The sequence below is a fragment of the Gordonia hongkongensis genome, from assembly GCF_023078355.1.
Classification (GTDB): domain Bacteria; phylum Actinomycetota; class Actinomycetes; order Mycobacteriales; family Mycobacteriaceae; genus Gordonia; species Gordonia hongkongensis.
In genome coordinates this window covers 3,989,776-4,014,146 of record NZ_CP095552.1, presented here as the reverse complement: position 1 = coordinate 4,014,146, position 24,371 = coordinate 3,989,776, and the positions used below count along the sequence as shown (strand labels likewise).

The 24,371-nt window shown below is 69.6% G+C and carries 14 protein-coding genes; 7 read left to right on the top strand and 7 right to left on the bottom strand.

What is annotated here, in order from left to right:
• The first annotated feature begins 59 nt into the window (after positions 1 to 59).
• The 3 genes from MVF96_RS18270 to MVF96_RS18260 all read left to right on the top strand — a co-directional run bounded on the left by MVF96_RS18270 (position 60) and on the right by MVF96_RS18260 (position 14,924).
• Entirely contained in the window at positions 60 to 13,952 is a 13,893-nt protein-coding gene (locus MVF96_RS18270) for a non-ribosomal peptide synthetase (protein ID WP_247449966.1), read from the top strand.
• Between the two features lie 121 nt (positions 13,953 to 14,073).
• A complete protein-coding gene (locus MVF96_RS18265) occupies positions 14,074 to 14,301 on the top strand; it encodes an MbtH family protein (RefSeq protein WP_006360234.1) in 228 nt (75 codons plus the stop codon).
• Positions 14,302 to 14,606: 305 nt separating this feature from the next.
• Positions 14,607 to 14,924, top strand: a complete 318-nt coding sequence (locus MVF96_RS18260; protein ID WP_006360233.1) for a hypothetical protein — start codon at positions 14,607 to 14,609, stop codon at positions 14,922 to 14,924.
• A gap of 120 nt (positions 14,925 to 15,044) precedes the next feature.
• Here MVF96_RS18260 and MVF96_RS18255 read toward each other — a convergent pair whose 3' ends face one another.
• Positions 15,045 to 15,680 carry a DUF4190 domain-containing protein gene (locus tag MVF96_RS18255; RefSeq protein WP_247449964.1) on the bottom strand — a complete coding sequence of 212 codons (636 nt, stop codon included), beginning with the start codon at positions 15,678 to 15,680 and terminating at the stop codon, positions 15,045 to 15,047.
• An 80-nt stretch (positions 15,681 to 15,760) separates the two neighbouring features.
• Positions 15,761 to 16,294, bottom strand: a complete 534-nt coding sequence (locus MVF96_RS18250) for an MTB12 C-terminal domain-containing protein (RefSeq protein WP_006360231.1) — start codon at positions 16,292 to 16,294, stop codon at positions 15,761 to 15,763.
• Between the two features lie 132 nt (positions 16,295 to 16,426).
• Here MVF96_RS18250 and MVF96_RS18245 point away from each other — a divergent pair, with 132 nt between their 5' ends.
• Positions 16,427 to 17,527: an LLM class flavin-dependent oxidoreductase gene (locus tag MVF96_RS18245; protein WP_247449962.1), complete on the top strand. Its 1,101-nt coding sequence runs from the start codon at positions 16,427 to 16,429 to the stop codon at positions 17,525 to 17,527.
• Positions 17,524 to 18,192 (top strand): CE1759 family FMN reductase, encoded by a 669-nt coding sequence (locus MVF96_RS18240; protein ID WP_247449960.1) that lies wholly within the window; start codon positions 17,524 to 17,526, stop codon positions 18,190 to 18,192. The genes MVF96_RS18245 and MVF96_RS18240 overlap by 4 nt, the downstream gene beginning before the upstream one ends.
• 7 nt (positions 18,193 to 18,199) lie before the next feature.
• Here the strand turns inward: MVF96_RS18240 and MVF96_RS18235 are convergent, their stop codons facing one another.
• Together MVF96_RS18235 and MVF96_RS18230 are read right to left on the bottom strand one after the other, a co-directional pair.
• Positions 18,200 to 19,216: a pirin family protein gene (locus tag MVF96_RS18235; RefSeq protein WP_247449958.1), complete on the bottom strand. Its 1,017-nt coding sequence runs from the start codon at positions 19,214 to 19,216 to the stop codon at positions 18,200 to 18,202.
• Positions 19,217 to 19,272: 56 nt separating this feature from the next.
• Complete coding sequence (locus tag MVF96_RS18230) at positions 19,273 to 20,028, bottom strand: acetoacetate decarboxylase family protein (RefSeq protein ID WP_065631800.1); 756 nt, start codon at positions 20,026 to 20,028, stop codon at positions 19,273 to 19,275.
• A 360-nt stretch (positions 20,029 to 20,388) separates the two neighbouring features.
• Between MVF96_RS18230 and MVF96_RS18225 the strand changes: the two genes are divergently transcribed.
• On the top strand, positions 20,389 to 21,063 hold the full coding sequence (locus tag MVF96_RS18225; protein ID WP_065631886.1) for a helix-turn-helix transcriptional regulator: 675 nt from the start codon (positions 20,389 to 20,391) through the stop codon (positions 21,061 to 21,063).
• Between the two features lie 135 nt (positions 21,064 to 21,198).
• A complete protein-coding gene (locus tag MVF96_RS18220; RefSeq protein WP_374100826.1) occupies positions 21,199 to 21,549 on the top strand; it encodes a response regulator transcription factor in 351 nt (116 codons plus the stop codon).
• Here the strand turns inward: MVF96_RS18220 and MVF96_RS18215 are convergent.
• The 3 genes from MVF96_RS18215 to sigK all read right to left on the bottom strand — a co-directional run bounded on the left by MVF96_RS18215 (position 21,525) and on the right by sigK (position 24,324).
• Entirely contained in the window at positions 21,525 to 22,622 is a 1,098-nt protein-coding gene (locus tag MVF96_RS18215; RefSeq protein WP_418930399.1) for an alpha/beta hydrolase, read from the bottom strand. The two genes, MVF96_RS18220 and MVF96_RS18215, sit on opposite strands and share 25 nt — an antisense overlap.
• Positions 22,623 to 22,766: 144 nt before the next feature.
• Positions 22,767 to 23,708, bottom strand: a complete 942-nt coding sequence (locus MVF96_RS18210) for an anti-sigma factor (RefSeq protein WP_137809559.1) — start codon at positions 23,706 to 23,708, stop codon at positions 22,767 to 22,769.
• Positions 23,709 to 23,715: 7 nt separating this feature from the next.
• The gene (sigK, locus tag MVF96_RS18205) at positions 23,716 to 24,324 is read right to left on the bottom strand and encodes an ECF RNA polymerase sigma factor SigK (protein WP_058252002.1); all 609 of its coding nucleotides are present in this window, start codon (positions 24,322 to 24,324) and stop codon (positions 23,716 to 23,718) included.
• Between the last annotated feature and the right edge of the window lie 47 nt (positions 24,325 to 24,371).

Below are 24,371 nucleotides of genomic sequence, written 5' to 3'. Positions count from 1 at the left end.
GGGGGAATGGGGAACGCAGGACGAGACGGCAGGCGACGAGGCGAGATGGAGGCCCAACGGTGACCGATGTGGTGCATGTGGCGACGAGGTCCGACGTACCGGCCATCGTGTTCGGTTCGCGTCGCGTCAGCTACGCCGAGTTCGGTGCACGGGTCGACTCACTGGCTCGTCATCTGATCTCCATCGGTGTCGGACCCGACGTCGCCGTCGCGGTCGCCATCCCGCGGTCGGTCGAGCTTCTCGTCGCCATCCACGGCGTCGTCGCGGCGGGCGGTCACTACGTTCCGCTCGACATCGACGCGCCGTCTGACCGCACCCGGTACATGCTCGACACCGCGGACGCCCGGCTGGTCCTCGTCGCCGCCGATTCCGCCGTCGAGCTGCCGGCGGACGTCACCGCGGTCGTGGTCGACACGACCGCCGAGGTCGATCTCGCCACCGCACTGGTCACCGACGACCAACGGCTCGCGCCCCTGCAGCCCGCCGATGCGGCGTACACGCTGTTCACGTCGGGGTCGACGGGGCGGCCGAAGGGTGTGACGGTGTCGCATGCAGCGATCGTGAATCGTCTGGAGTGGATGCGGGACTGGTATTCGATCAAGGACTCGGATGTCTTCGTCCAGAAGACGCCGGTGACGTTCGATGTGTCGGTGTGGGAGTTGTTCCTGCCGTTCGCGGTGGGGGCGACGCTGGTGGTGGCCGAGCCGGAGCGGCATGGTGATCCGCGGTATCTGGCGGGGTTGATCACGGCTGAGCGGGTGTCGGTCATCCATTTCGTGCCGTCGATGTTGTCGGTGTTCCTCGATGTCCTGGGCGATGGGGTGGGTGAGCTGTCGTCGTTGCGGTTGACGTTCACCTCGGGTGAGGCGTTGACCGCGCCGGTGGCGCAGGCGTTGGTGGCGGCGTTGCCGGGCAACGAGGTCCACAATCTCTACGGTCCGACCGAGGCGGCGGTGGATGTGACCGCTCATCAGGTGCGGGCGGGGGAGACGTCGGTGCCGATCGGCGTCCCGGTGCCGAGCACCACCACCTTCGTCCTCGACTCGCGACTGCAGCTCGTGCCCTCAGGCGTGCCCGGGGAGCTGTATCTGGGGGGCGTGCAACTCGCCCGCGGTTACGCCTCGCAGCCCGGCCTGACCGCCGAACGGTTCGTCGCCAGTCCCTTCGCGGCTCCCGCGCGCGGCGAGGCGGCCGACAACACCGACGGTTTCGGTGAACCCGGTGAACGTCTGTACCGTACCGGCGATCTCGTCCGCTGGAATGCGCGTGGCCAGTTGGAATACCTGGGCCGCACGGACTTCCAGGTGAAGCTCCGCGGACAGCGACTGGAGCTGGGGGAGGTCGAGTCCGTCCTCATGTCGGCGCCGGGTGTCCTCCACGCGGCCGCCACCGTGGCGAAGGTGTCCGGGCAATCACACCTCGTCGCCTATGTCTCGCCGGCGTCGGTCGACATCGACGCGGTGAAATCGGTTGTCGCGCGGACACTGCCGGCCTACATGCGGCCCACGGTGTGGATGGCACTCGAGCAGCTGCCGCTGAACAGTGCGGGCAAGGTCGCCCGGCGTAAGCTGCCGGTCCCCGAACTCACCGTCGAGGAAGTCGCCGCACCCGAGTCCGACGCCGAGACCTCGATCGCGGCCATCGTCGCCGATGTGCTGGGCACCGACCGGGTCAGCGTGACGCAGTCGTTCTTCGACCTCGGCGGCAACTCGCTGTCCGCGGCGCGGGTCGCGGCGCGTGTGGCCGACCTGCTCGACGTCGACGTGTCGGTGGGCGACCTGTTCGACGCGCCGTCGGTGCGGGATCTGGCCGGCCTGGTGTCCGGACGCGGCCGGAGCGTCCCGCGGGTCACCGCGATGCCGCGGCCCGCGCGGTTGCCGTTGTCAACGGCGCAGAGTCGCATGTGGTTCATCAACCAGTTCGACACCGCCTCGGCGGCCTACAACATCCCGATGGCGCTGCGTCTCACCGGAACTCTCGACCTCGACGCGCTCGAGGCCGCGGTCGGCGACGTGGTCGCCAACCACGAGATCTTGCGCACCACCTACCCCAGCGACGAGCAGGGGCCGTTCCAGCTCATCACCGATCCCGACACGGCCCGCGCCCGCCTCGACTGGCAGGCGGTGGAGACCGAGGAGGACTTGTTCGTTTCGGCGACCACCGGTTTCGACGTCGCCGCCGAGTTCCCCCTCCGGGTCCGGGTGCTGCGCCGCGATGCCGAGGCGGTGGACGTCGTCGTCACCGTGCACCACATCGCCTTCGACGGTGAGTCGACCCCGATCTTCGTGCGCGACCTGCTCGGTTCGTACCTGGCCCGGACGAACGCCGCACCGCCGGTCGCCGCGCCCGCGGTCCAGTACGCGGACTTCGCGCTGTGGCAGCGCGAATACCTGGGCGCCGCAGATGATCCCGGCGCACCGATGGGGCGGCAGCTCGCGCACTGGCGCGAGGTCCTCGCGGATCTGCCCGCGGTGACCGACCTGCCGATGGATCGCCCGCGGCCGGCCGTGCTCGACACCGCGGCCGCCGTCGAGTCCGTGACCGTCGACGACGCGCTCGCCGCCGCCCTGGAAGACCTGGCGCGCAACCGCGACGTCACGGTGTTCATGGTGCTGCACGCGGCACTCGCCGTCACCGTCGCGCGGCTCGCCTCGACCCGGGACGTCGTCATCGGCACACCCATCGCCGGCCGCCCCGACGCCGCGCTCCACGACCTCGTCGGCATGTTCGTCAACACGCTCGTGCTGCGCACCGACGTCGACCCGGCATCGACCGTCGACGACCTCATCGCCACGATCCGCGCCACCGACCTCGATGCCTTCGCGCACGCCGACGTGCAATTCGATGATCTGATCGAGGAACTCGCGCCCGAGCGGTCCACGGCCTATCCGCCGCTGGTCCAGATCGCCTACACCCTCGTCGCCGCCGGGGGACAGCCGGAGGAGATCGACCGGGTGGAGCTCTCGGGTCTGAGTGCCGAACCGCTCGGGGCCGCCGCCCCGATCGCCAAGTTCGACCTCACCGTCTCGGTGTCCGAGCGGACCGGGTCGTCGCCGATGCGGGCCGACTTCCTGTACGCCACGTCGTTGTTCGATGCCGCGACCATCCGCCGCTTCGCCGAGGTCTGGCTGCAGGTGATCGCCGCGATGGCCACCGACCCGTCGCTGCCCGTCGGAGACGTCGACATCGCCGGCATCGACGCGGCCACCCTCAGCGCGCCGAGCCGCAACTCCATCGGCGAGACGGCGCCGGCCGCCGACGGCGGGGTCACCGAGCCGGTGACCCTCACCGAACTCCTCGCGCGGCGCGCCCTCGACCCGCATCGTCCGGCACTGGTCCACGACGGCAACGAGATCTCGTACACGGAGTTCGAGGAACGAACCAATCGTCTCGCACGCCAGCTGATCTCCCGTGGGGTCGGGCCCGGCGACGTGGTCGCCGTCGGCCTCGAGCGGTCGATCGGGTCGGTGGTCGCCGTGTTCGGTGTCATCAAGGCGGGTGCCGCCTACGTGCCGATCGACCCCGCCTACCCGAGTGACCGCATTGCGTTCATGGTGGCCGATTCCGGTGTGCGCCTCGGCATCACCGATGCGCCGACGCGGGACCGGTTGGGAGAATCATCCTGCGAATGGCTCGAACTCGCCTCGCTCGACGATCCGGCCGTCGCCGGTGGACCCGTCACCGACGTCGAGCGTCATCGGCCGGTCCTTCTCGACGACCTGGCCTACCTCGTCTACACCTCCGGTTCCACCGGACGGCCGAAGGCGGTCGGGGTTCCGCATCGCGGCATCGCGAACTTCGTCGCCGCGCTGACCGAGGTCACCGGAACGCCGGCGCAGGCCCCCGACACGCGTGTCCTGCACGTCGCCTCCCCGAGCTTCGACGCCTCGGTGCTGGAGATGATGTGGTCGATCGCGGTCGGACACACCCTCGTCGTGGCGCCCGCGTCGGAGTACGCCGGCGATGCACTGGGCCGCATCCTCGAGCGCGATCGGGTCACCGACACCCTCATCACCCCCACGGTGCTGGCGACCGTCGACCCCCGCCGGGGCCGCACCGTCCGCAACCTCGTCACCGGTGGCGAGGCCTGCCCGCCCGAGCTGATCGCGCGGTGGGCCACACCGGAATCCGGCCGCCGGATGTTCAATTTCTACGGCCCGTCGGAGGCCACCGTCTGGGCGACCACCGGACGATCCGAGCCCGGCGCGCCCGTGACCATCGGACGACCGGTCCGCGGCTTCGCCGCCTACGTGCTCGACGGCCGTCTGCACCCGGTACCCCAGGGCGTGGTGGGTGAGCTCTACCTGTCGAGCGGCGACTCGTTGGCGCGCGGATACCTCGGCCGCCCCGGCCTCACCGCGTCGTCCTTCGTGGCCGACCCGTTCGCCCGCGAGGCGGGCCACCGCATGTATGCCACCGGCGACCTGGTGCGGATCACCGCGACCGGCGCGATCGAGTTCGCCGGGCGCGCCGACCACCAGGTCAAGATCAACGGCCAGCGAGTCGAACTCGGCGAGATCGAATCCGTTCTCGGTGACCAGCCGGGCGTCGGCTCGGTCGTCGTGACCGGTGTCGACGACGACCACGGTCGCACCCGGCTCGTCGCCTACCTCGTGGGCGACGACACCGCCGGCGACCGCCTCGACGCCGACGCCGTCCTGGCCGGGGCGGCGGATCGGCTTGCCGGACACATGATCCCGCACTCGGCGATGGTGCTCGACGAGCTGCCCGTGACCCCGGGCGGCAAGCTCGACCGGCGCGCACTGCCGGTGCCCGAGTTCACCACGCCCGCCGACGGATACGTCGCACCGGCGACGACCGCCGAAGAGACCCTCGCGGCGATCGTCGCGGGGCTGCTGGGTCTCGACACCGTCTCGGTCACCGAGTCCTTCTTCGCGCTCGGCGGCGACTCGATCATGTCCATCCAGCTCGCGTCCGCCGCGAAGGCCGCCGGGTTGTCGCTGTCGCCGCGAGAGATCTTCGAGCAGAAGACCATTCGCGCGATGGCGCGGGTGGCGTCGGCAGGTGGGGACCGGGCCCCGATGCTCGCGGAGCCCACCGACGATCCGGCCGGACGGGTCGATCTCCCGCCGATCGTGTCCTGGCTCGTCGACGCCGCGCGGACGCCGGCCGACCTCGCCGACTTCAACCAGTCGATGGTGCTCACGGCACCGGCCGGACTCACCGTCGCCCACCTCGGCGCGGTGCTCGGCGCGGTCGTCGACGCGCATCCGATGCTGGGTGCGCGCCTGGAGTCCGTCGGGGACACCCAGACCGGTGACACCCAGACCGGGGGCACCCAGACCGGTGACACCTGGACCCTCACCACCGGAACACCTTTCGATCCCGGCGCCTCGATCGTGTCGGTGGCGACGGACACCGTACCCGGCGAGGCCAGGTTCGCCGATGCGCTGGTCGACGCGCATGCGCAGGCGGCGCGCCGCCTCGACCCGGCCGCCGGGCGGCTGGTCGCCGCGACGGTGGTCAGCGGCGCCGCCCCGCAGGGTTCTCCCGACGAGGCGGATCGGCCCGTACGAATAGTGCTGGTACTGCACCACCTCGCCGTCGACGCGGTGTCGTGGCCGATCCTGATCGAGGATCTGCTGACCGTCCACGCCCAGCTGGTTTCCGGGCAACCCGTGACGGTTCGCGCCGAGGAGACCTCGCAACGTGCGTGGCAGCGGGCACTCACCGCGCAGCTCGACGCCCGTCGTGGCGAAGCCGGGTACTGGCTCGACCGGTCCCCAGCCCTTCCGACCGACTTCGGCGCGCCGCTCGACCCCGACCGCGACCGATACGGCACCCTGACCTCGATCGTCCACCGCGTCGACCCGGCCATCGTCGACCCGTTGACGACGACTGTGCCCGAGGCGTTCTCGGCGTCCGTCGTCGACGTCCTGCTCGGCACCCTCGCGCGCGCGGTCCGCTCCTGGCAACATGATCGCGGCATCGCCGACGCCGCTCCCGTCACCGTGCTCACCGAGGGGCACGGCCGATACGAGGACGTCCTGCTCACCGGCCCGGACCCGCGGCGCGCCGACCTGTCGCGCACGGTCGGCTGGTTCACCTCGATCGCCCCGCTCGCCCTCGATCCGGCCGACGACGTGGTCCACGCGGTCAAGGCGGCCAAGGAAGAACGTCTCGGCATGCCCGACTCCGGGATCGGTTTCGGCCTGCTGCGTTACGCCGCCGACGGCCGCGGCCCCGGCGACCCGGCCGCGCAACTGCATTCGCGTCCGCTGCCGACGATCGCGTTCAACTATCTCGGGACCCGCGGTACGACCGGTCAGAGCGAGGACCCGACGAACCCGGACGGGGCCGACCCCCTGTCGTCGGTCGCCCCGTCGTCCGACACCGCAACACCGGCCGGTGCGGGCTTCCTGCCCGCACCCGACGCGCCGTTCCTCCCGGCCACGGTGTCCGACGGGGTGGCGGCCATGAGCGTGCTGACGGTCAACGCGAGCACCGGTGCGTCTTCGAAGGGGCGTGTGCTCTCGGCCGATCTGCAGTTCCCCGCGGCGATCCTGTCGCCGGAGGACGTCCGCGACATGGCACGACGGTGGACCGCGGAACTCGCCGACGTCGTCCGCCTCGTCACCGACGGCGTCGACGTCGGCCGCTCGCCGTCGGATGTCCCGGGCGCCGAGGTGACCCAACATGACTTGGACATCGTGGCGCAGCGGTTCCCCGGCGCGCAGGTCTGGGCCCTGTCGCCGCTGCAACGCGGGCTGTACTTCCAGTCCCAACTCGCGGGCACCGACGAACTCGATGTGTATGTGACGCAGGCAGTTCTGCATCTCGAGGGCGAGGTCGACCTCGAGCGGTTGCGCACCGCGGTGGTCGCACTGCTCGATCACCACCGCACCCTCAAATCGGGGTTCGTCCGGGTGCCCAGCGGGCACGTGGTCACCGTCGTGCCCGAGACGGTGCCGCTGCGCTGGCGCGTGCTCGACGTGCCGACCACCGCAGAGGTGGATGTCCGGGCTGCCGTCGACGAGGTGTCGGCGGCCGAGCGCACCGAACCGTTCGACCTCGCCGACCCGCCGCTGCTGCGAGCGGTGGTCGTGCGCCACGCACAGGGCACGAGCGTGGTCATCACCAACCATCACATCCTGTTCGACGGCTGGTCCGGGCCGCTCGTGTTGGCCGACCTGCTGGCGCTCTATGCGACCGGGACCCCGTTCACCGGCCAGGGAACGACCGAACGCACCGACTTCGCCGACTACCTGGCCCGCATCGCCGACACCGACCTCGACGCCGGTCTCGCGGCGTGGCGACGAGTCCTCGAACCGGTCGAGGAGCCGACCCTGGTCGCCCCCGGACTCACCGGCCACGCCGTCGAGGATGCCGAGAACGACTCCGCAGCAGACCATCTGCCGCGCGAGCATCGCTGGGTCCTCGAACCCGACCTGGTCTCGGGCCTGGAGCGGACGGCGCGGCAATCCGGTTCGACGACGGCCACGGTGTTGCAGCTCGCCTGGGCGGTGCTGCTGTCCCGGCTGACCGACAACCGGGTGGTCACCTTCGGCGAGACCGTGTCCGGACGTCCCGCCGGACTCGACGGCGTCGAGTCGATGGTCGGCCTGTTCATCAACACGCTGCCCGCCGTCGTCGACGTCGACCCGGAGGCGACGATCGCCGAGGTCCTCGGCCGGTTGCAGTCGGACAAGACCGCCGTGCTCGATCACCAGCACATCGGCTTGCCCGAGATCCTCACCGCCGTCGGACGGCCGCAGTTGTTCGACACCCTGACCGTGCACGAGTCATATCCCGTCGACAACGACTCACTGGCCGGCGGTGCCGCCAGTGCGGCAGTGGGACTGGCGATCCGGGACGTCGAGGTCTCCGACGCCACGCACTACCCGCTCAACCTCGCGACCTCGCCGACCGCGTCGGGCATCGCGGTCCGCTTGACCTACCTTCCCGACGCCTTCGCCACCGACGAGATCGCCGTCTTCGCGCGGTCCCTCGAGCGCATCCTGCAGGCCATCGCCGGCGACGCACAGACCCGGATCGCCGACATCCCACCGATGTCGAAGGACGACGAGGCCCGCCTCGACACGTGGTCGACCGGCCCGGAGCTGATCCCGTCCGGCACCCATGTCGCCGATCTCCTGCTCGAGCGCGTCGTCGCGTCGCCCGACGCGATTGCGGTGGTGAGTTCGGCCGGGGCCTCGACCCGCGCGCATTCGACCTATGCCGAATTGGGAAGCAGGGTGAGCGTTCTCGCCCGGCGGCTCGTGGGTCTGGGGGTCGGACCTGAGGTCGCGGTCGGCGTGTGCATCCCGCGGTCGACGGAGATGATCGTCGCCGTCCACGCGATTCTCGCCGCCGGTGGGCAATTCGTGCCGATGGACCCGGCCGCGCCGGCCGATCGCATCGACTATCTGGCGCGCACCGCCGATGTCGCGGCGGTGCTGATCGGCCCGGGACTGGTCCCGGCGGGCATCGAGGCCCTCGACCCCGGTGTGACCGTCGTGGCCGTCGACGACGACTCGGACGCTGGTGAACCGGCGTCGCTCTTCGCGCCGGCGGAGCGTTCGTCGGCAGTCGTCGGCGCGAATCCGGCCTACACCATCTTCACGTCGGGTTCGACCGGTCGTCCCAAGGGCGTCACGGTGAGTCACGAAACCCTGCGCGCCCATCTCGACTACGACCGCGGCGCCTACGATTTCGGCCCCGGCGACGTCTTCCTGCAGGTGCTCGAGCTGACCTTCGATCCGTCGGTCGGCGAGATCCTCCGCCCGCCGCTCTCGGGCGGTCGCCTGGTGGTCATGGAGCCGGGTGCGCATCGCGACCCGGTCGCCGTCCTGCGCTACCTCGCGGACTTCGGCGTGACGTCGGCGACGCTGGTGCCCTCGATGCTCGCCGTGCTCACCGAGGTCGCCGATCCCGAACAGCTGCGCGGTCTCTCACGGCTGCGCTACCTGCATACAGGCGGCGAGGCGCTCCCGCAGCGCGTCGCCGAGACGGTACGGGAGCTGATCCCGCACGCGCCGATCCACAACCAGTACGGACCGACCGAGGCGACGATCTACGCGACCGTCGCGCGGGTCGCGGGCGACTCGGTCTCCATCGGACGGCCCGTCGCGAACACGGCCGCGCTGGTGCTCGACCATCGGTTGCGCCCGGTGGCACCGGGATTCACCGGCGAGCTGTACCTCGGCGGTGTCCAGCTGGCCCGTGGATACACCTCGCGACCCGCGCTGACGGCCGAACGCTTCGTGCCGAACCCGTACGGCGTTCCGGGGTCTCGCCTGTACCGGACCGGTGACCTGGTCCGCTGGCGAGCCGACGGTGAGCTGGAATACCAGGGCCGCACGGACTTCCAGGTGAAGCTGCGTGGCCAGCGGATCGAGCTCGGCGAGATCGAGTCGGCCCTCACGTCGGCGCCGGGCGTCGTGTACGCGGCGGCGGCCGTCGTCGAGACCCCAGCCGGGCAGCAACTCGTGGCCTACCTGACGCCGGCCTCGGTGGACCTGGATGCGGTCAAACACTCGGTGGCGCAAGCGCTCCCGGAGTTCATGCGTCCCGGGATGTGGATGCTGATCGACGAGATGCCGCTGAGCAGCGCGGGCAAGATCGTGCGACAGCAGTTGCCCGCGCCGACCGTCGACACCGCCGCGATCGTGCCGGTCGCCGGCCCGCGGGAAGCGGCGGCGGCGTCGGTCTTCGCCGAGCTGCTGTCGATGTCGCCGGAGAACGTCGGCGCCACCACGAACTTCTTCGACATCGGTGGCAATTCGGTGTCGGCGATGCGGGCGGCGGCCCGGCTCGGGGACGCTCTCGGTGTCGACGTGACGGTGCGTGACGTCTTCGAGGCGCCGACTCCGCGCCTGCTGGCCGAACGCCTCGGCGACCGTACTGGCGGACTCCCGCCGATCGCCGCGGTGTCACCGCGGCCCGACCGGATCCCGCTCTCGTACGCCCAGCAGCGGATGTGGTTCATCAACCGGTTCGATCCGACGTTGGCGGCCTACAACATCCCGGCCGTGATGCGCCTGACCGGTGCACTCGATCCCGAGGCGCTCGGCGCCGCCATCGCCGACGTCGTCGCGCGGCACGAGATCCTCCGCACCACCTACCCCGAGGTCGGCGGTATGCCGGTCCAGGTGATCGCCCCGGTGTCCGACATCGCGACCCGGCTCGACCACGAGTTCGTGCCGGCGGCCGACGGTCGTGATCCGGGAGCGGTCGTCGGGTCCGCGGTCACCGTCGGCTTCGACCTCACTGCCGACTGGCCGGTGCGGACCAGGCTGCTCGAGATCGAGACCTCGTCCGGCACAACGGAATACGTTCTGGCTGTGGTGCTGCACCACGTGGCCTCCGACGGTGAATCCCTCGGCCCGCTCGTCACCGACCTCACCACCGCCTATCTCGCGCGGACGGCCGGGGAGCAGCCGCGATTCGAGCCGTTGCACGTCCAGTACGCCGACTACGCCATCTGGCAGCGACGTGCCCTCGGCGATGTCGACGACGCGACGTCGGCGATGGGCGCCCAGCTGGACTACTGGACCGCACACCTGGCCGGCATGCCGGATCTGCTCGAGCTGCCGACCGACCGCCCGCGTCCGGCGGTCGCGTCGCAGCGCGGTGCGCGCGTGTCCTTCACGATCCCGGCGGACGTCACCGCGCGGATCGACACCGTCGCCGACGAGTTCGGGGCCACCCCGTTCATGGTGTTGCACGCGGCGCTGGCGGTCCTGCTCGCCGATCTGTCGGGCACCGATGACGTGGCGGTCGGTACGCCGATCGCCGGTCGGGGCGCCGCCGTGCTCGATCCGCTCGTCGGGATGTTCGTGAACACGCTCGTGCTGCGGACCGCGCACGCGGGAGCCGACACCTTCGCCGACGTGCTCGATCGCGTCCGCCGTGTCGACCTCGACGCCTTCGCGCATGCGGACCTGCCGTTCGAGACCCTCGTCGATCGGCTCAATCCGGTTCGCTCCGAGTCGTTCGCGCCGCTCACCCAGGTGTGGTTGACCCTGGACCAGAGCGTGGTGCCCGAGCTCGCCGGACAGTCGCTGCCAGCCGATCTCGGCGACATCGCGGTCACCCCGCTCGACGCGGGGGAGGTGCCGGCCAAGGTGGACCTGCTGTTCTCGGTCGCGAAGGCCGGAGCGGGCGAGACCTGGACGGCGGCAGTGCAATACGCCACCGATCTGTTCACGGAGTCCACCGCCGCCGGGTTCACGGCGCGGTTCGTCAACCATCTGGACGCGCTCACCGCGACCCCGGGCGCTCCGGTCGCCGCCGCGCCCATCCTGCTGGCGGGTGAGGCCGAGTCGCTGGTGCCGGTGCGCGGTGGCGAGGCCGCCGAACCCGTGTTGCTCGGCGACCTGTTCACCGAGGCCGGCACGCGCTATCGGCGTCGGACCGCGGTGGTCGACGCCTCCGGGGCGACGCTGTCGTACTCTGCGCTGCATGCCCGGTCCAACCGCCTTGCCCGGTGGCTGATCGGTCGCGGCGTCGGTGCGGAAACACTGGTGGCGCTTGCGATTCCCCGGTCCGTCGACCTGTTGGTCGCGATCTGGGCGGTGGCGAAGACCGGCGGCGGGTACGTCCCGATCGATCCGGACTATCCCGCCGAACGCGTGGCGACGATGGTCGAGGACGCGGGCGCCCGGCTGGGTTTGTCGGTCACCGCAGTCGGAGCGTTGCCGGACGAGGGTTTCGAGTGGCTTCGCCTCGACGACACGTCGGTGGTCGCCGAACTCGACGCCACCTCCGAGGCCGCCGTGGAGCCGGGGGAGCAGGCCGGACCGGTTCGGACCGACAACGTCGCCTATGTCATCTACACCTCGGGCTCGACCGGTCGCCCCAAGGGCGTCGCGGTGTCACATTCGGGTCTACGGAACTTCGCCATCGCGAAGTCGCGGGCGCTCGGGGTCGAGGACGGCGCGGTTGTCCTGGGATTCGCGTCCCCGAGCTTCGACGCCTCGGTGCTCGAATACCTCCTCGCGACGGTCAACGGCGGGACGCTCGCCTACCGGCCGTCGACCGCGGTGGGTGGCGCGGAGCTGCAGGAGTTCATGCAGCGACACGAGGTCGCCACGACCTTCCTCACGCCGTCGGTGCTGTCGACGCTCGACCCGACCGCCTTGCCCAGCCTGCAGGCGGTGTCCGTGGGCGGCGAAGCGGTGCCGCAGTCGGTGATGGACGCCTGGGCACCGCACACCCGCATCCACAACGGTTACGGCCCGACCGAGACGACGATCATGATCGCGGTCGGTGAGGCGGCGACGCCCGGCGAGCCGGTCCGCCTCGGCGGTCCGCTGCCCGGCGTCGAGTTCCTGGTGCTCGACGCGCACCTGCGGCCCGTCCCGGTCGGCGTGGCCGGCGAGCTCTACGTCCTCGGACCCGCCCTCTCTCGTGGCTACCTCGACAAGCCGGGCCTGACCGCCGCGCGGTTCGTCGCCAGTCCGTATGCGGGCGCCGGACGACGGATGTACCGGACCGGTGACGTCGTGCGGTGGCGGGAGTCGCGCTCGGGAGGTCTCACCCTCGAGTACTCCGGTCGGAGCGACGACCAGGTGAAGCTCCGCGGCCTCCGCATCGAGCTGGGGGAGATCGAGGCGGCGCTGCGCTCGGCGCCCGAGGTGCGATCCGCGGTCGTCGTCGGTGTCGGTTCGTCGGGGACCCCGAGTTCGGTGGCGTCGAGCCTCGCCGCCTATGTCGTCGGTGACGGTGTAGAGGTGGACGCTCTTCGTGGTCTGCTGGCCGCGCAGCTGCCCGGACACATGGTGCCTGCCTCGATCACGGTGCTCGACGAGTTCCCGCTGACCCCGGTCGGCAAGCTGGACCGAGCGGCGCTGCCGGCTCCCGAGGTGGCTTCCGTCGAATTCGTCGCCCCGGCCACCCCGGTCGAGCAGGCGATCGCCGATGCCTACGCCGAGGTCCTCGGCGTCGAACAGATCGGTGCCACCGACAGCTTCTTCGACCTGGGCGGCAACTCCCTCTCGGCCACCCGGGTCGCGGCGGCGCTGCGCGACCGCAACGGCTTCGACATCGAACTCGCGTGGTTGTTCAGCGATCCGACCGTGCGTGGTCTGGCCCGCCGACTGGCCGAGGACAACGCGGTGAGCAACGACGTGGTGATCAGCCTTCGCGGCGAGGGTTCGCGGCCGCCGCTGTTCTGCGTGCACCCGGCCGGCGGCCTGGCGTGGTTCTACGGCGGGCTGGCACCGCACCTGCGGGATCGGCCCATCTACGGACTCCAGGACCCGCATGTGGTGACCGGAGAGCCGAGCGTGACCGACGCGCGGGTGCTGGCCCGGCGCTATGTCGAGGAGATCCGGCGGGTCCAGCCGCATGGCCCCTACCATCTGCTCGGCTGGTCGGTCGGCGGCGTGATCGCCCACGCGATGGCCGTCCACCTCGGGGAACTCGGGGAGCAGGTCGCCTACCTGGGGATCATGGACTCCCGCCCGGAGGACGAACCGGTGATCGTCCACGACGTCCCCCAGCACGGGGAGCCGGTCGAGGCGGCCGCGGCGGAGCCCGGGCCGGCGATCGAGCCGGACGCGTCCACCGTGGTCGACGTCCTCGGCGGCTGGCGGGATCTCTTCGATCTCGGCGACGACGTGCAGGCGTCCACCTCCGAGGAGGTCACCGCGATCATCCGGCAGCAGATCTCCGGCATGGGCCTGCTCGCGGAGGATCAGGTGGAACGCATCATGGACAGCTTCGAGTCCTCGACCCAGGTGGTCCTCGACTACCGGCCCGATGTCTTCGCCGGCGACGTACACGTGTTCACCGCGACCGAGGACAAGGACGACCCGTCGACCCTGGCCGCGGCCTGGCGGCCGTTCGTCACCGGCGCCGTCGACAACGTCGATGTGGCCACCCACCACCTCGGGATGGCGAACGCCGACGCGCTCGCGGTCGTCGGCCCCGCGCTCGATGCCCAGCTGTCGCAGGTCGACGGCCTCGGCGAGCGGACACCGGAATGAGGGGATTTGCGTGACATCATCGACCTGACCTCGCGTGAATCCGGGCGGCGAGCCACTACGTTCGACAACAACAAAGCAGGCGGGTGACGACAGTCGCCGTGCCGATGGAGAAAGGACACCCATGACGAACCCATTCGACGACGAGGACGGCCGCTTCTACGTGCTCGTGAACGACGAGAACCAGCACTCGCTGTGGCCGACGTTCGCCGACATCCCCGCCGGGTGGACCAAGGTCTTCGGCGAGGACAGCCGCGCCGCGTGCCTGGAGTACGTGGAGCAGAACTGGACCGACCTCCGGCCCAAGAGCCTCATCGAGGCGATGGAGGCGGACAAGAGCGGCGACGCCTGAGTCGGTGACGGGCCCCGACACTCGCGATTGCGAAAGTCGGTCGTGCTCGAATATCGGGACAGTTGCACGTGGATAACAGGTAAAGAATCAACCCAGTGGTGACCTGTCGCAACTGCAGTCACAGCCGTAACATCGGATTGCAGCACAGTTACCGAAATTGTTGTGGAATATCCCACACATGTTGAGTCAGTGTTCTACTAGTTGAATGAGGTAGGGCACACTTGGTTGAAGGATCGCATGAGTACCAACGTCAGGGGAGGCGGGGACACAGCGATCGACGCTCCACGGGCGGGAAGGCAGTAATCATGGACCAGCTACTACTGGATGACATCCAGACACGAGGGGCGATCACGCCCCACCTGACCGCTGTTCGGCTGGGCGATGACGCTCTCACCTACGGTGAACTCGCCGATCGCGTCGAGGACTACGGCAGCGTGCTGGCCGAGTACGGGATGTCGCCGACCTCGGCGTTCTACGCCGCACTGATGCACTGCATGCCGTCTCTCGTGGACATCGACCCGGTTGATTCCCGGTTGCAGGTCATCGGCGAGATCCAGGCCTGGCTCGGCCGCGAGCGCGGCGAGGTCGCCTCGGTCCGGCCCCGACTCCGCGCGGTCAGCTAGAGGCCCGCACCGACATACCCGACGAGACCCGCCGACAGGCGGGTCTCGTTGTTTCTGCGGTCGTGCGACTGTGGCGGCGACAAGCGTGGCGGCGACAGGCCTCGAACAGTGCGCCTGCGGCTACAGTCCGGCGAGGAGCAGAACGAGGAAGAGGATCGGGCCGCCCACGATCACGCTGCCGGCGCCGGTCACGATGCCCGTGATCGCGCGACCGGTGCCCTTGCGCTCTGCGGGGGCGCGTCGAACCTGCCTGACTCCGACCGCGCCGGCGACGACGGCGATCAGTCCGAGGATCGCGCCCAGTCCCAGCAGGAGGGTCAGGGGTAGGGAGATCAGCCCGGAGGTCAGAGCCAGCGAGGCAGCCGGTGCGACGGAACGGCCGCCGACGGGCCGGGTCAGGTACGGCGCCGAGCGCGCCGGAAAGGTCCGCGCGGGCAGCGGCATCGCGGCAAGGGGTGCCCGGCGGGCGTTCTCCAGGCCCCAGAAGTCGCCCACCGGCGGCAATGCGGCATGTTCCCGTGCCGGCAGCCGGCCGGCGTTGCGCGTCACCATCCACGGTGACGATTCCGCCGCGGGCTCGACCCTGGTCGGCAGCTTCGGCGACGCGGGTACCGCAACATGCACGTCGACCCGCGTGCCGGTCGGTTCGGCCGCAGCCGGCAACTCGGTGTCGTCGAGATCATTGACCAGCGGCCACCGCGCGTGCCGCTGGGTCACCGGTGGAGCGAACGGTTGGGTGGGTTGATCGGTACGCACGTACACCTCCTCGCCGCCCGGCTCCGGGTCGGAACCACACCCGTCCGAGTGTAGGCGAGGAGGCGACGTGCGCCGTGGGTCTAGTTGCCCTCTTGCTGGCCGCTGCCCATGCTGATCAGCTGCTGAATGGCGTCACCACTGAGCTTCCAGTCGCCGTCGACCTTGACGAAGCCGAGCTGGATGTCGACCGGTGTCGAGGAATGCGGACTCTTCACGGCGACGGTTGCGGTGGCCTTGTCGCCGTCCTCGGTGACCTCTTTCACCGAGAACGCGTCCGGGGTGTATCCCGCGGCGGACGCGCCCTTGGCGAAAGCCATCGCGGCCGGTTTGGTGGCGGGATTGGTGACGTCGATGACCTGGTCGAGCTCCTCGGAGGAGGTGTTCGGGTCGATGGCCTGGCGCAGGGTTTCCTGTGCGTCGTCATTGCTGAGCCCGGTGACCTCGTCGACCGCGTCGCTGGCGGCGGTCTCGACCTGGCTCGCCGCGGACTCGACGGCGGTGGACACCGCGCTCGTCGCCTCGTCGACGGTGTCGGTGGACTCCGAACAACCGGTGGCGACGAACAAAGCGGCCCCGGCGAGGGTGACGGCAGCGACGGACTTCCGGATCTTCATGCGACTCTCCTCGATGCAGTTGTCTATCCGCGGCGCTTCTCCGCAGTGAGCCAACACTAACTCACCGGCCACCGGAATTAATCGGACCGCGGTCCTGTTATGCTCGGTGTAACCATCACAAGGAGGCGCGACATGCAGTTCGGACTCTTCAGCGTCAGTGACATCACCACCGACCCGACCACGGGCACGACGCCCACAGAACACGAGCGGATCAAGGCGATCGTGCAGATCGCCAAGAAGGCCGAGGACATCGGGCTCGACGTGTTCGCGCTCGGTGAGCACCACAACGAGCCCTTCTTCTCGTCGTCGCCCACCACGACCCTGGCCTACATCGCGGCGCAGACCGAGCGCCTGCAACTGAGTACCGCGACCACGCTGATCACGACCAACGACCCGGTCAAGATCGCCGAGGACTTCGCGATGCTGCAGCATCTGGCCGACGGGCGCGTCGACCTGATGCTCGGGCGCGGCAACACCGGTCCGGTCTATCCGTGGTTCGGCCAGGACATCCGGCAGGGGATCCCGCTGGCGATCGAGAACTACCACCTCCTGCATCGGTTGTGGACCGAGCACGTGGTGGATTGGGAAGGACAGTTCCGGACCCCGCTGACGTCCTTCACCTCGACGCCCCGCCCGCTCGACGACGTGGCACCGTTCGTCTGGCACGGTTCGATCCGCAGTCCCGAGATCGCCGAGCAGGCCGCCTACTACGGGGACGGGTTCTTCGCGAACAACATCTTCTGGCCCAACGAGCACTTCCAGCGGCTGATCAACTTCTACCGCGAACGGTACGAGCACTACGGCCACGGCAAGGCCCACCAGGCCGTCGTCGGGCTCGGCGGACAGTTCTTCATCCGACCGAGGTCGCAGGACGCGGTGCGCGAGTTCCGCCCGTACTTCGACAACGCGCCGGTGTACGGACACGGTCCGTCGCTCGAGGACTTCACCTCGCAGACGCCGCTGACCGTCGGCAGCCCGGCCGAGTTCGTCGACAAGACGCTGACCTTTCGGGAGACCTTCGGCGACTACCAGCGTCAGCTGTTCCTCGTCGATCATGCGGGACTGCCGCTCAAGACCGTGCTGGAGCAGCTCGACCTGCTGGGCGAGGTGCTACCGGACCTGCGCGCCGGGTTTGCGGAGGGACGTCCCGACGACGTTCCCGACGCGCCGACGCACGCCTCGCTCGTCGCCGCCCGCCAGGAAGCCGATCAGGATGTGGAGGTGTCCTCGTGACCGCCCTGCGGATCGTCGCGGTGAACGCCGGTCTCTCCGAACCGTCGTCGACGCGACTGCTCGTCGACCGGATGGTCGCCGCCGTCACCGAAGGACTCGGGGCGGGCCGCGCGGACGTCGAGATCGTCGACCTGCGTGACCTCGCCGCCGACCTGGGACAGGCGATGACGGTCGGCTTCGCCTCGGGCCGGGCACGCGCGGCACTCGACGCGGTCGAGGGGGCCGATGCCCTGATCGTGGCGACCCCGATCTTCAACGCGTCGTACAGCGGACTGTTCAAGATGTTCTTCGATCTCGTCGACATCGACGCCATGTCGGGCAAACCGGTGCTGATCGGGGCGACCGGCGGCAGCCCGCGCCACTCGATGGTGCTCGACCACGCGCTGCGACCGTTGTTCGCCTACCTACGTGCCGTCGTCCTGCCGACCGGCGTCTACGCCGCGTCGGCGGACTGGGCGGGCGCCGGTGGGGACACCGCGTCGTTGAACGACCGGATCGGCCGTGCCGCAGCCGAACTCGTCTCGCTCCTCGGACCGAGGGGTGGCACAGGGCCGGGGAATGCCGCCGACGGGGAACCGCCGCGCGCGGCCGTGGCCGACGGCAGGCAGCAGGCGGTCGAGGCCGCGGGGATCGCGAACTTCGCGAGGTTGCTCGGAACGGCGTGATGCGCCCTCACCCGGGGGCGGCGCGCCCCGGGGTGTTGGCCCGGGCGCGCAGCCGTGAGTGCGGCAGCGGCGGCGCGGGCAGGTGCTGCGTCGAACCGACGTAACCCTGCACCTGCCCGAAGCGTTCGCTGCGCGCCTCCCACTGGTCCCGGTAGCCGACGATGTCGTCGTGTGTGCGCCCGATGAAGTTCCACCACATGACGATGTCCTCCGCCAGCGGTGCGCCGCCGAGGAGGATCACCCGGGCGTCGGTCTCGGCGACGTTGGTGAGCGTGATCCGCTTTGCGCCCAAGCCGATGTAGCCCAGCTCGGTGCGGGCCAGCGGTGCGGCGTCGGCGCCGGCGACCTCGACGCTTCCGGTGTCGACGAGAATGCCGTGCTCGTGTTCGGGGTCGACGTCGATGTCGACGGCGGCGCCGGGTGCGAAGTCGAGCTGGGCGCCGGTCAGCGGCGTGAACGTGTGCACCGGCGAGCGGGTGCCGAACAGTTCGCCGAGAAAGACCTTGGCGGTGACCCCGTCCAGGTCGAGAGCATCGGGCCGGTGGTGTGCGAAGTCGCGTGCGGTGTCGGCGTTCTCGGCCGGCAACGCGACCCACAGCTGCACCCCGTGCAGGGTGGTGGTGTCGGGTGTCGAGACCTCGGTGTGCGCGATGCCGTGCCCGGCGGTCATGAGGTTGATCTCGCCGGGGCGGACCATCGCGTGGTTGCCCATCGTGTCGCGGTGCTCGACCTCGCCGGTGAACAGCCAGCTGACCGTCTGGAGTCCGGTGTGCGGGTGTGGTGGCACGTCCATCCCGCCGCTGCTCGCGACGTCATCGGGGCCGTAGTGGTCGATGAAGCACCAGGCTCCGATCAGCGAACGTGACCGCTGCGGGAGGGTCCGGTGCACCGTCATCGCGCGTGGGCCGCCGAGCGGTACGTCGCGCGCGGTCAGGACGTCCATGTGGAGGAGGCCCGAACCTGCGGCGACGCCGGCATCGGCATGGCACTCGACCTCGACCGGGTCCGTCTCGAGATTGCTCATGGAACCATTGTCCGCGACCGCGGCACGGACGTCCGCGAACCCGGCGGAGATCGCGGTCAGACCAGCGTGGGGTTCTCGAAACGCATCGTGATCCGATCGACCGAGCTCGACATCAGGGCGTGCCGCCCCAACTGCAGGGATCGGAGTTCGTCGGCGATGGGGTGGTCGCCGAGGGTCAGGCGCGCGCCGCCGATGCGGGTGCGGGTCCCGGTGGTCGAGGTGAGCCGCCACGGTGTCATCCGCGTGATCCCGTCCAGCTGCGAATAGGCGTGCAACACGGTGTCGGCGGTCGAGTCCGGGACCTTGAGCCCCGGCTTCACACTCAGGTCGGCGACGAGTGCGCCGTCGGACACGAGGCGGCCGCGTCTGGTGGCGGAGGAGTGATCGACCTCGAACTCGGCGAGTGTCTTCGGGAATCCCCAGATGCCGCGCCCGGCGGCCAGGGTGAAGTCGCCGTCGACGGGGAGCCGGTGCACCAGCGCACGCGCGTCCCCCTTCAGCAGTGAGCGCACTGCCCGGATCGGCGAGGCGGGTGGGGTGGTCGGATCCTCGACGAGGAAGCACACGCCGAACTCGTTGTACGGTCCGAGGTCGCCGTCGACGTAGTCGACGAACACGAGCATGCACATGGTGCGACCCGGTCGGATGCGCAACGGGCGAAGCGTCCCGGGCTGTGCCGATTCGGCGTCGATGGCCCGTGCCACGGCCCGGGTGTCGGCGGTGAAACCGGCGACGAAGCACCGTGCGTGCCGGATCTCGACCGGCATGGTCACCGGGGTACCGAGTACATCGTGCGTCGAAGGTGCGCTCACCTGTTCTGCTCCTGCGTGTCGGGTCGGGTCGGGTCGGGTCGCCGGACCACGCCGGCACGATCACCTTTTTAGAACATGTTCTAGTCTTGCATGCCTTCGCTCCCGGCGGGACCCATCCGGGTGGTGTCCCCAAGAATGTGGACACGCCAGCGGTCAGATCGGGACCAGTTGATGTAGTTTCGCGCTCCGACGGGTGATATGTCCGACTCGGCACGTAGCTTTGGTCGAGGTTTCAGTAACGTGAAGCTGAGTAAAGGCTGAGAGTCTCGCATGTGCCTCGTGGGGGTGTTGGTGAACGACGAGCAGACGACCTTGATCGACGAGGATTCGTCGGAGGGTCATGCAGCGATCCGGGTTGGAATGGTCGACGACCATCGGTCCCCGATCTGGGGAATCGAACGAGTGTTGGACCCGGTTTCGGACATCTCGTTGGTCTGCTCGGCGACGACGGTTGCCGGCGTGCTCAGTGTCATGCAGCTCGACGTGGTCCTGCTGGACCTCCGTCTCGACGACGGCACCACGCCTCGCGAGAACGTCAACGCATTGTCGGCGGCCGGAGTGGCCACCGTCGTGTACACCTCTGGAGAGCATCCGGCGCTGTTGAGATCGGCGGCGCGCGCCGGAGCGCTCGGCGTGGTGCTCAAGTCGGCGGACGAGTCGGTCATCATCGACGCCATCCGGGCGGCCGCCGACGGCCGGGCGGTCCTCACCACAGAATGGGCTGCCGCCATAGACGGCGACCCCGAACTGGCGACTGTCGACCTGTCGCCTCAGTTGCAGAAAGTGTTGGCGCTGTACGCGTCCGGCGAGACGTCGGCCCGAGTCGGGGCTGCTCTCGGGGTCTCCGCGGAGACGGTCAACGAGTACCTCAAGCGGATTCGCCAGAAGTATGCGGACGCCGGGCGGCCGACGCGCACCAAGGTGGATCTCTTCAAGCGTGCCGTCGAAGACGGATGGCTCCCGGTGCCGCAGCGGTACCGGCACGAGGGACGGTCAACACCCGACGGGGCCTGGGGGCGAACGAAACATGGCTGACGGCATGGCCGCGGGAGTCGAGTCCCCATTTCTGGGTCTACCGACAGTTACTACGCCGTCTTAACGTTGAAACAGATTGATTTGGGGCGTCGGGGACACACGAGATAGCGCCGGTCTGAACAGGGGATGGGAACAATGACGGTCACTTCAGATATCTTCCGAGCCAGGACGGCGGCCGCACCGCGGCACGGAGTCGTGCCACGGCAACGTTCCAAGCCGGTTGATTACCTGGTTCCCGTCGAGCGCTCAGCGGCAGTGACACGTCCGAGTCTGTCGGACCGGGAGGTCGAGGTTCTGCTCGCCTGGCTAGCCGCCGAGTCCAAAGAAGATGCCGCCGCACGACTCTTCATCTCGGCGTCCACGGTGAGCACGCACCTTGCGCGCATCCGGGCGAAGTACACCGCGGTCGGGCGAAGTGCGCCGACGAAAACCCACCTTTTCGCGCGAGCACTCCAGGACGGTTACACCGGTCTCGACCAGTGGTGAGGCCTGGCCCTCGAATACTGAGCGCTCAGCGCAGGTCGCGTTCGATACGGCCAGGTCCGGTACAGGTCGTCCTGCCAGTAACCCCATGAGTGGGTGCCGGTCGGGCGGAAGTTCACCTCGACCGGGACGTCGAGCGCACGCATACGCTCGACCATCTGCCGGGTGCAGATGTCGATGGCGACCTCGATCCCGCCGCCCACGATCGCCTGGTTCGCCAGCGTGAAACCGTCGCCCGCGATACTCGGGTCGGTCAGCTGCTCGTGGACACCCGGTGCTCCCGTCCCGGTCGTCATGTAGACCTTGCTGCCGCGCAGTTTCGCCGCGTTCAGGTACGGATCGTTGGCTCGCCAGCCGGGACCGTCGAGCGGGCCCCACATGTTGGTCATGTCCGCTTGACCGCGGTCCTCGACGACCAATCGGATGTACTGCTGGCCGGCCGGGTCGCTGGTCCGAGCGCACCCGCTGAAGGCGGCGACGGATCGGTACAACCCGGGGGCGGCGATGGCGAGATTGAGCACCGAGGTCCCCGCCATCGAGATCCCCGCGATCGCGTTGACGCCGGTGGTGTCGAACTCGTCGTCGATCAGGGGCGGCAGTTCCTTCGTGAGGAAGGTCTGCCATTTGTTGCGGCCGAGAGCGGGATCGTCGCGCTGCCAGTCGGTGTAGTACGAGTAGGCGCCACCGATCGGGGTGACGACATAAGCGTGCCGGTCGGCGAAGTACCGCTTGTAGGTGGTCCGTGCGTCCCAGGTCGCGGAGTCCTCCCCGCCACCGGCGCCGTTGAGTAGGTACAGGGTGGGTGCCGGCCGGGTCCGATCCCGTGGCGTGAGCACCGTGACCGGGACCGTGCGGTTCATCGAGGCGGAGTGGACGAGCAGCGTCACCTGCTGCGGGTCATCGGTGTAGGAGTCGACGACGCGGGAACCGTCGGGGGACGACGGGGTGGCGGCCGCCGGCGCCCCGGGAGCGGTCGCGAGGCCCGCGATGACCGCACCCACCGTCAGCAACCCGGCGAGGACTCGCCACCCGCCGAGATGTCGCTGCCGCTGTTCCCGACGACCGATTCCGTTCACATCGCACCTACTCGTTCTCGAGATCCCGTCGGATCGGACGCGCCGACGTGCCGGCCCCACAGTCTATGGATCGCCCGCACACAGAAGAACGATACGAGCGGAGATCGCCAGGGCTGTCACCCGAAGGATCGAATTCTCGCCGGCCTAGAGGGCGACCTGGGCGAGGATCGGTGTCGTCGGCTGCGGCGAACCGCCGGCCGGTTCGATGGTGACCGCGAGCACGCTCGACCCGCGCACGTCGTCCACCACCACCGGGGCGGTGTCGTCTCCGGGGATCAGCCCGGCCGGCACCGGCTGCGGTGCACCGCCCACCAGCCACAACTGATACGTGCTGTCGGCCGGGATGGGCGTGCGCAGGTCCCGCAGGAGCGCGACCGCCTGGTCGGCCGATTCGGACGTCACCACCGCGATGGTGCCCCGGTCGTCGGCCAATGGCTCGACGCTCACGGACGCGTCCGCGGCCGTGAGTACCCCGAGCACCTCACGCTGGGAGTCGCTGAGCGCCGTCGACGAGGTGGACGACTCGGGGGCGGTGGTGCGACCGATGAGCACGCCTGCCCCCAGCGCCACGGCCACGGTCACCGCCGCGGCCGCCAGGATCGCCGTTGCGCGTGCCGGGCGCCGCGCGGTTCCACCCGATCGATGCTGTCCGTGGCGCGAGTCGCGGGGCCGCAATTCGACCGGCGGCGGCGGCGCGAGGTCGCTCTCGCCGGATCGGCCCGTTCCCGCGGGTGCGACCGGCGGGACGGGATCGACCGCGGCGGCCGGGTTCTGCGGGCCCGGATCGATGCCCGAGGGTACGTAGGCCTCCGGGGTCAGCGCCGCACCCTCGAAGACGTGCTGCAGCACCCGGTCCCGGAGTTCGGGCGGTGCGTCGAGCGCATACGTCGTCGCGAAACCCGCCATGGCCGCCTGGATGTCGGCGATCTGGGCGTCGTGTTCCGCCCGCTCGTGGGGTGGAAGTGCGGCGAGTTCTGACTCGACGCGTCTGGTCTCGTCGGGGGTCAGCGCGCCGACGGCGAACAATTCGACGTGGTCGTCGAGCCAGGTGGCCCCGCGGTCCCCGGTCGTATCGGATGTGGTCATTGTGGGATCAGGCGTCCTCGTGCGTCCTCAGGCAGGTTCTCAACCGACGCAGGCCATCTCGAATCCGAGATTTGATGGTGGGCAAGGGGGTATCGGTGTGCCGGGCGACCTCGGGATAGGTCAGGCCCCCGAAATACGACATCTCGATGCAGCTCCGTTGCAGTTCCGTGAGCGTGCCGAGACATGTTCGTAGCGTACGCGCCTCGTCGGTCTGCACAACGACCTCGAGCGGTATGTTCCGCGGTGTCTCCACCGAGACCGCGCCATACTGCGACATGCGCTGTTGCTGGAGCTCCTCGGATCGGACGCGGTCGACGGCCCGCCGATGGGCGATGGTCATCATCCACGTGATGACCGAACCGCGCCCGGGCTGGTACTCGCCGGCCTTCTGCCAGTACTGCAGGTACGCCTCCTGGACGATCTCCTCCGCGTACTGACGGTCCCGCACGACGCGGAACGCGAGTCCGTAGATCCGTGAACTCGTGCGGTCGTACAGCGTGGAGAACGCGGTCCGGTCGCCCGTCGCGGCTGCGGCCAGCAACTCCCGCAGCATCTGTGCTTCGCCCCCGCGTCCGTGGTGCGCGTCGGTGGCCGCGCTGCCATCGTCCGGTGTCACGGTTCCACGGTAACGAAGACGTAGGGATTTCTCGGGTGATCGTCGAT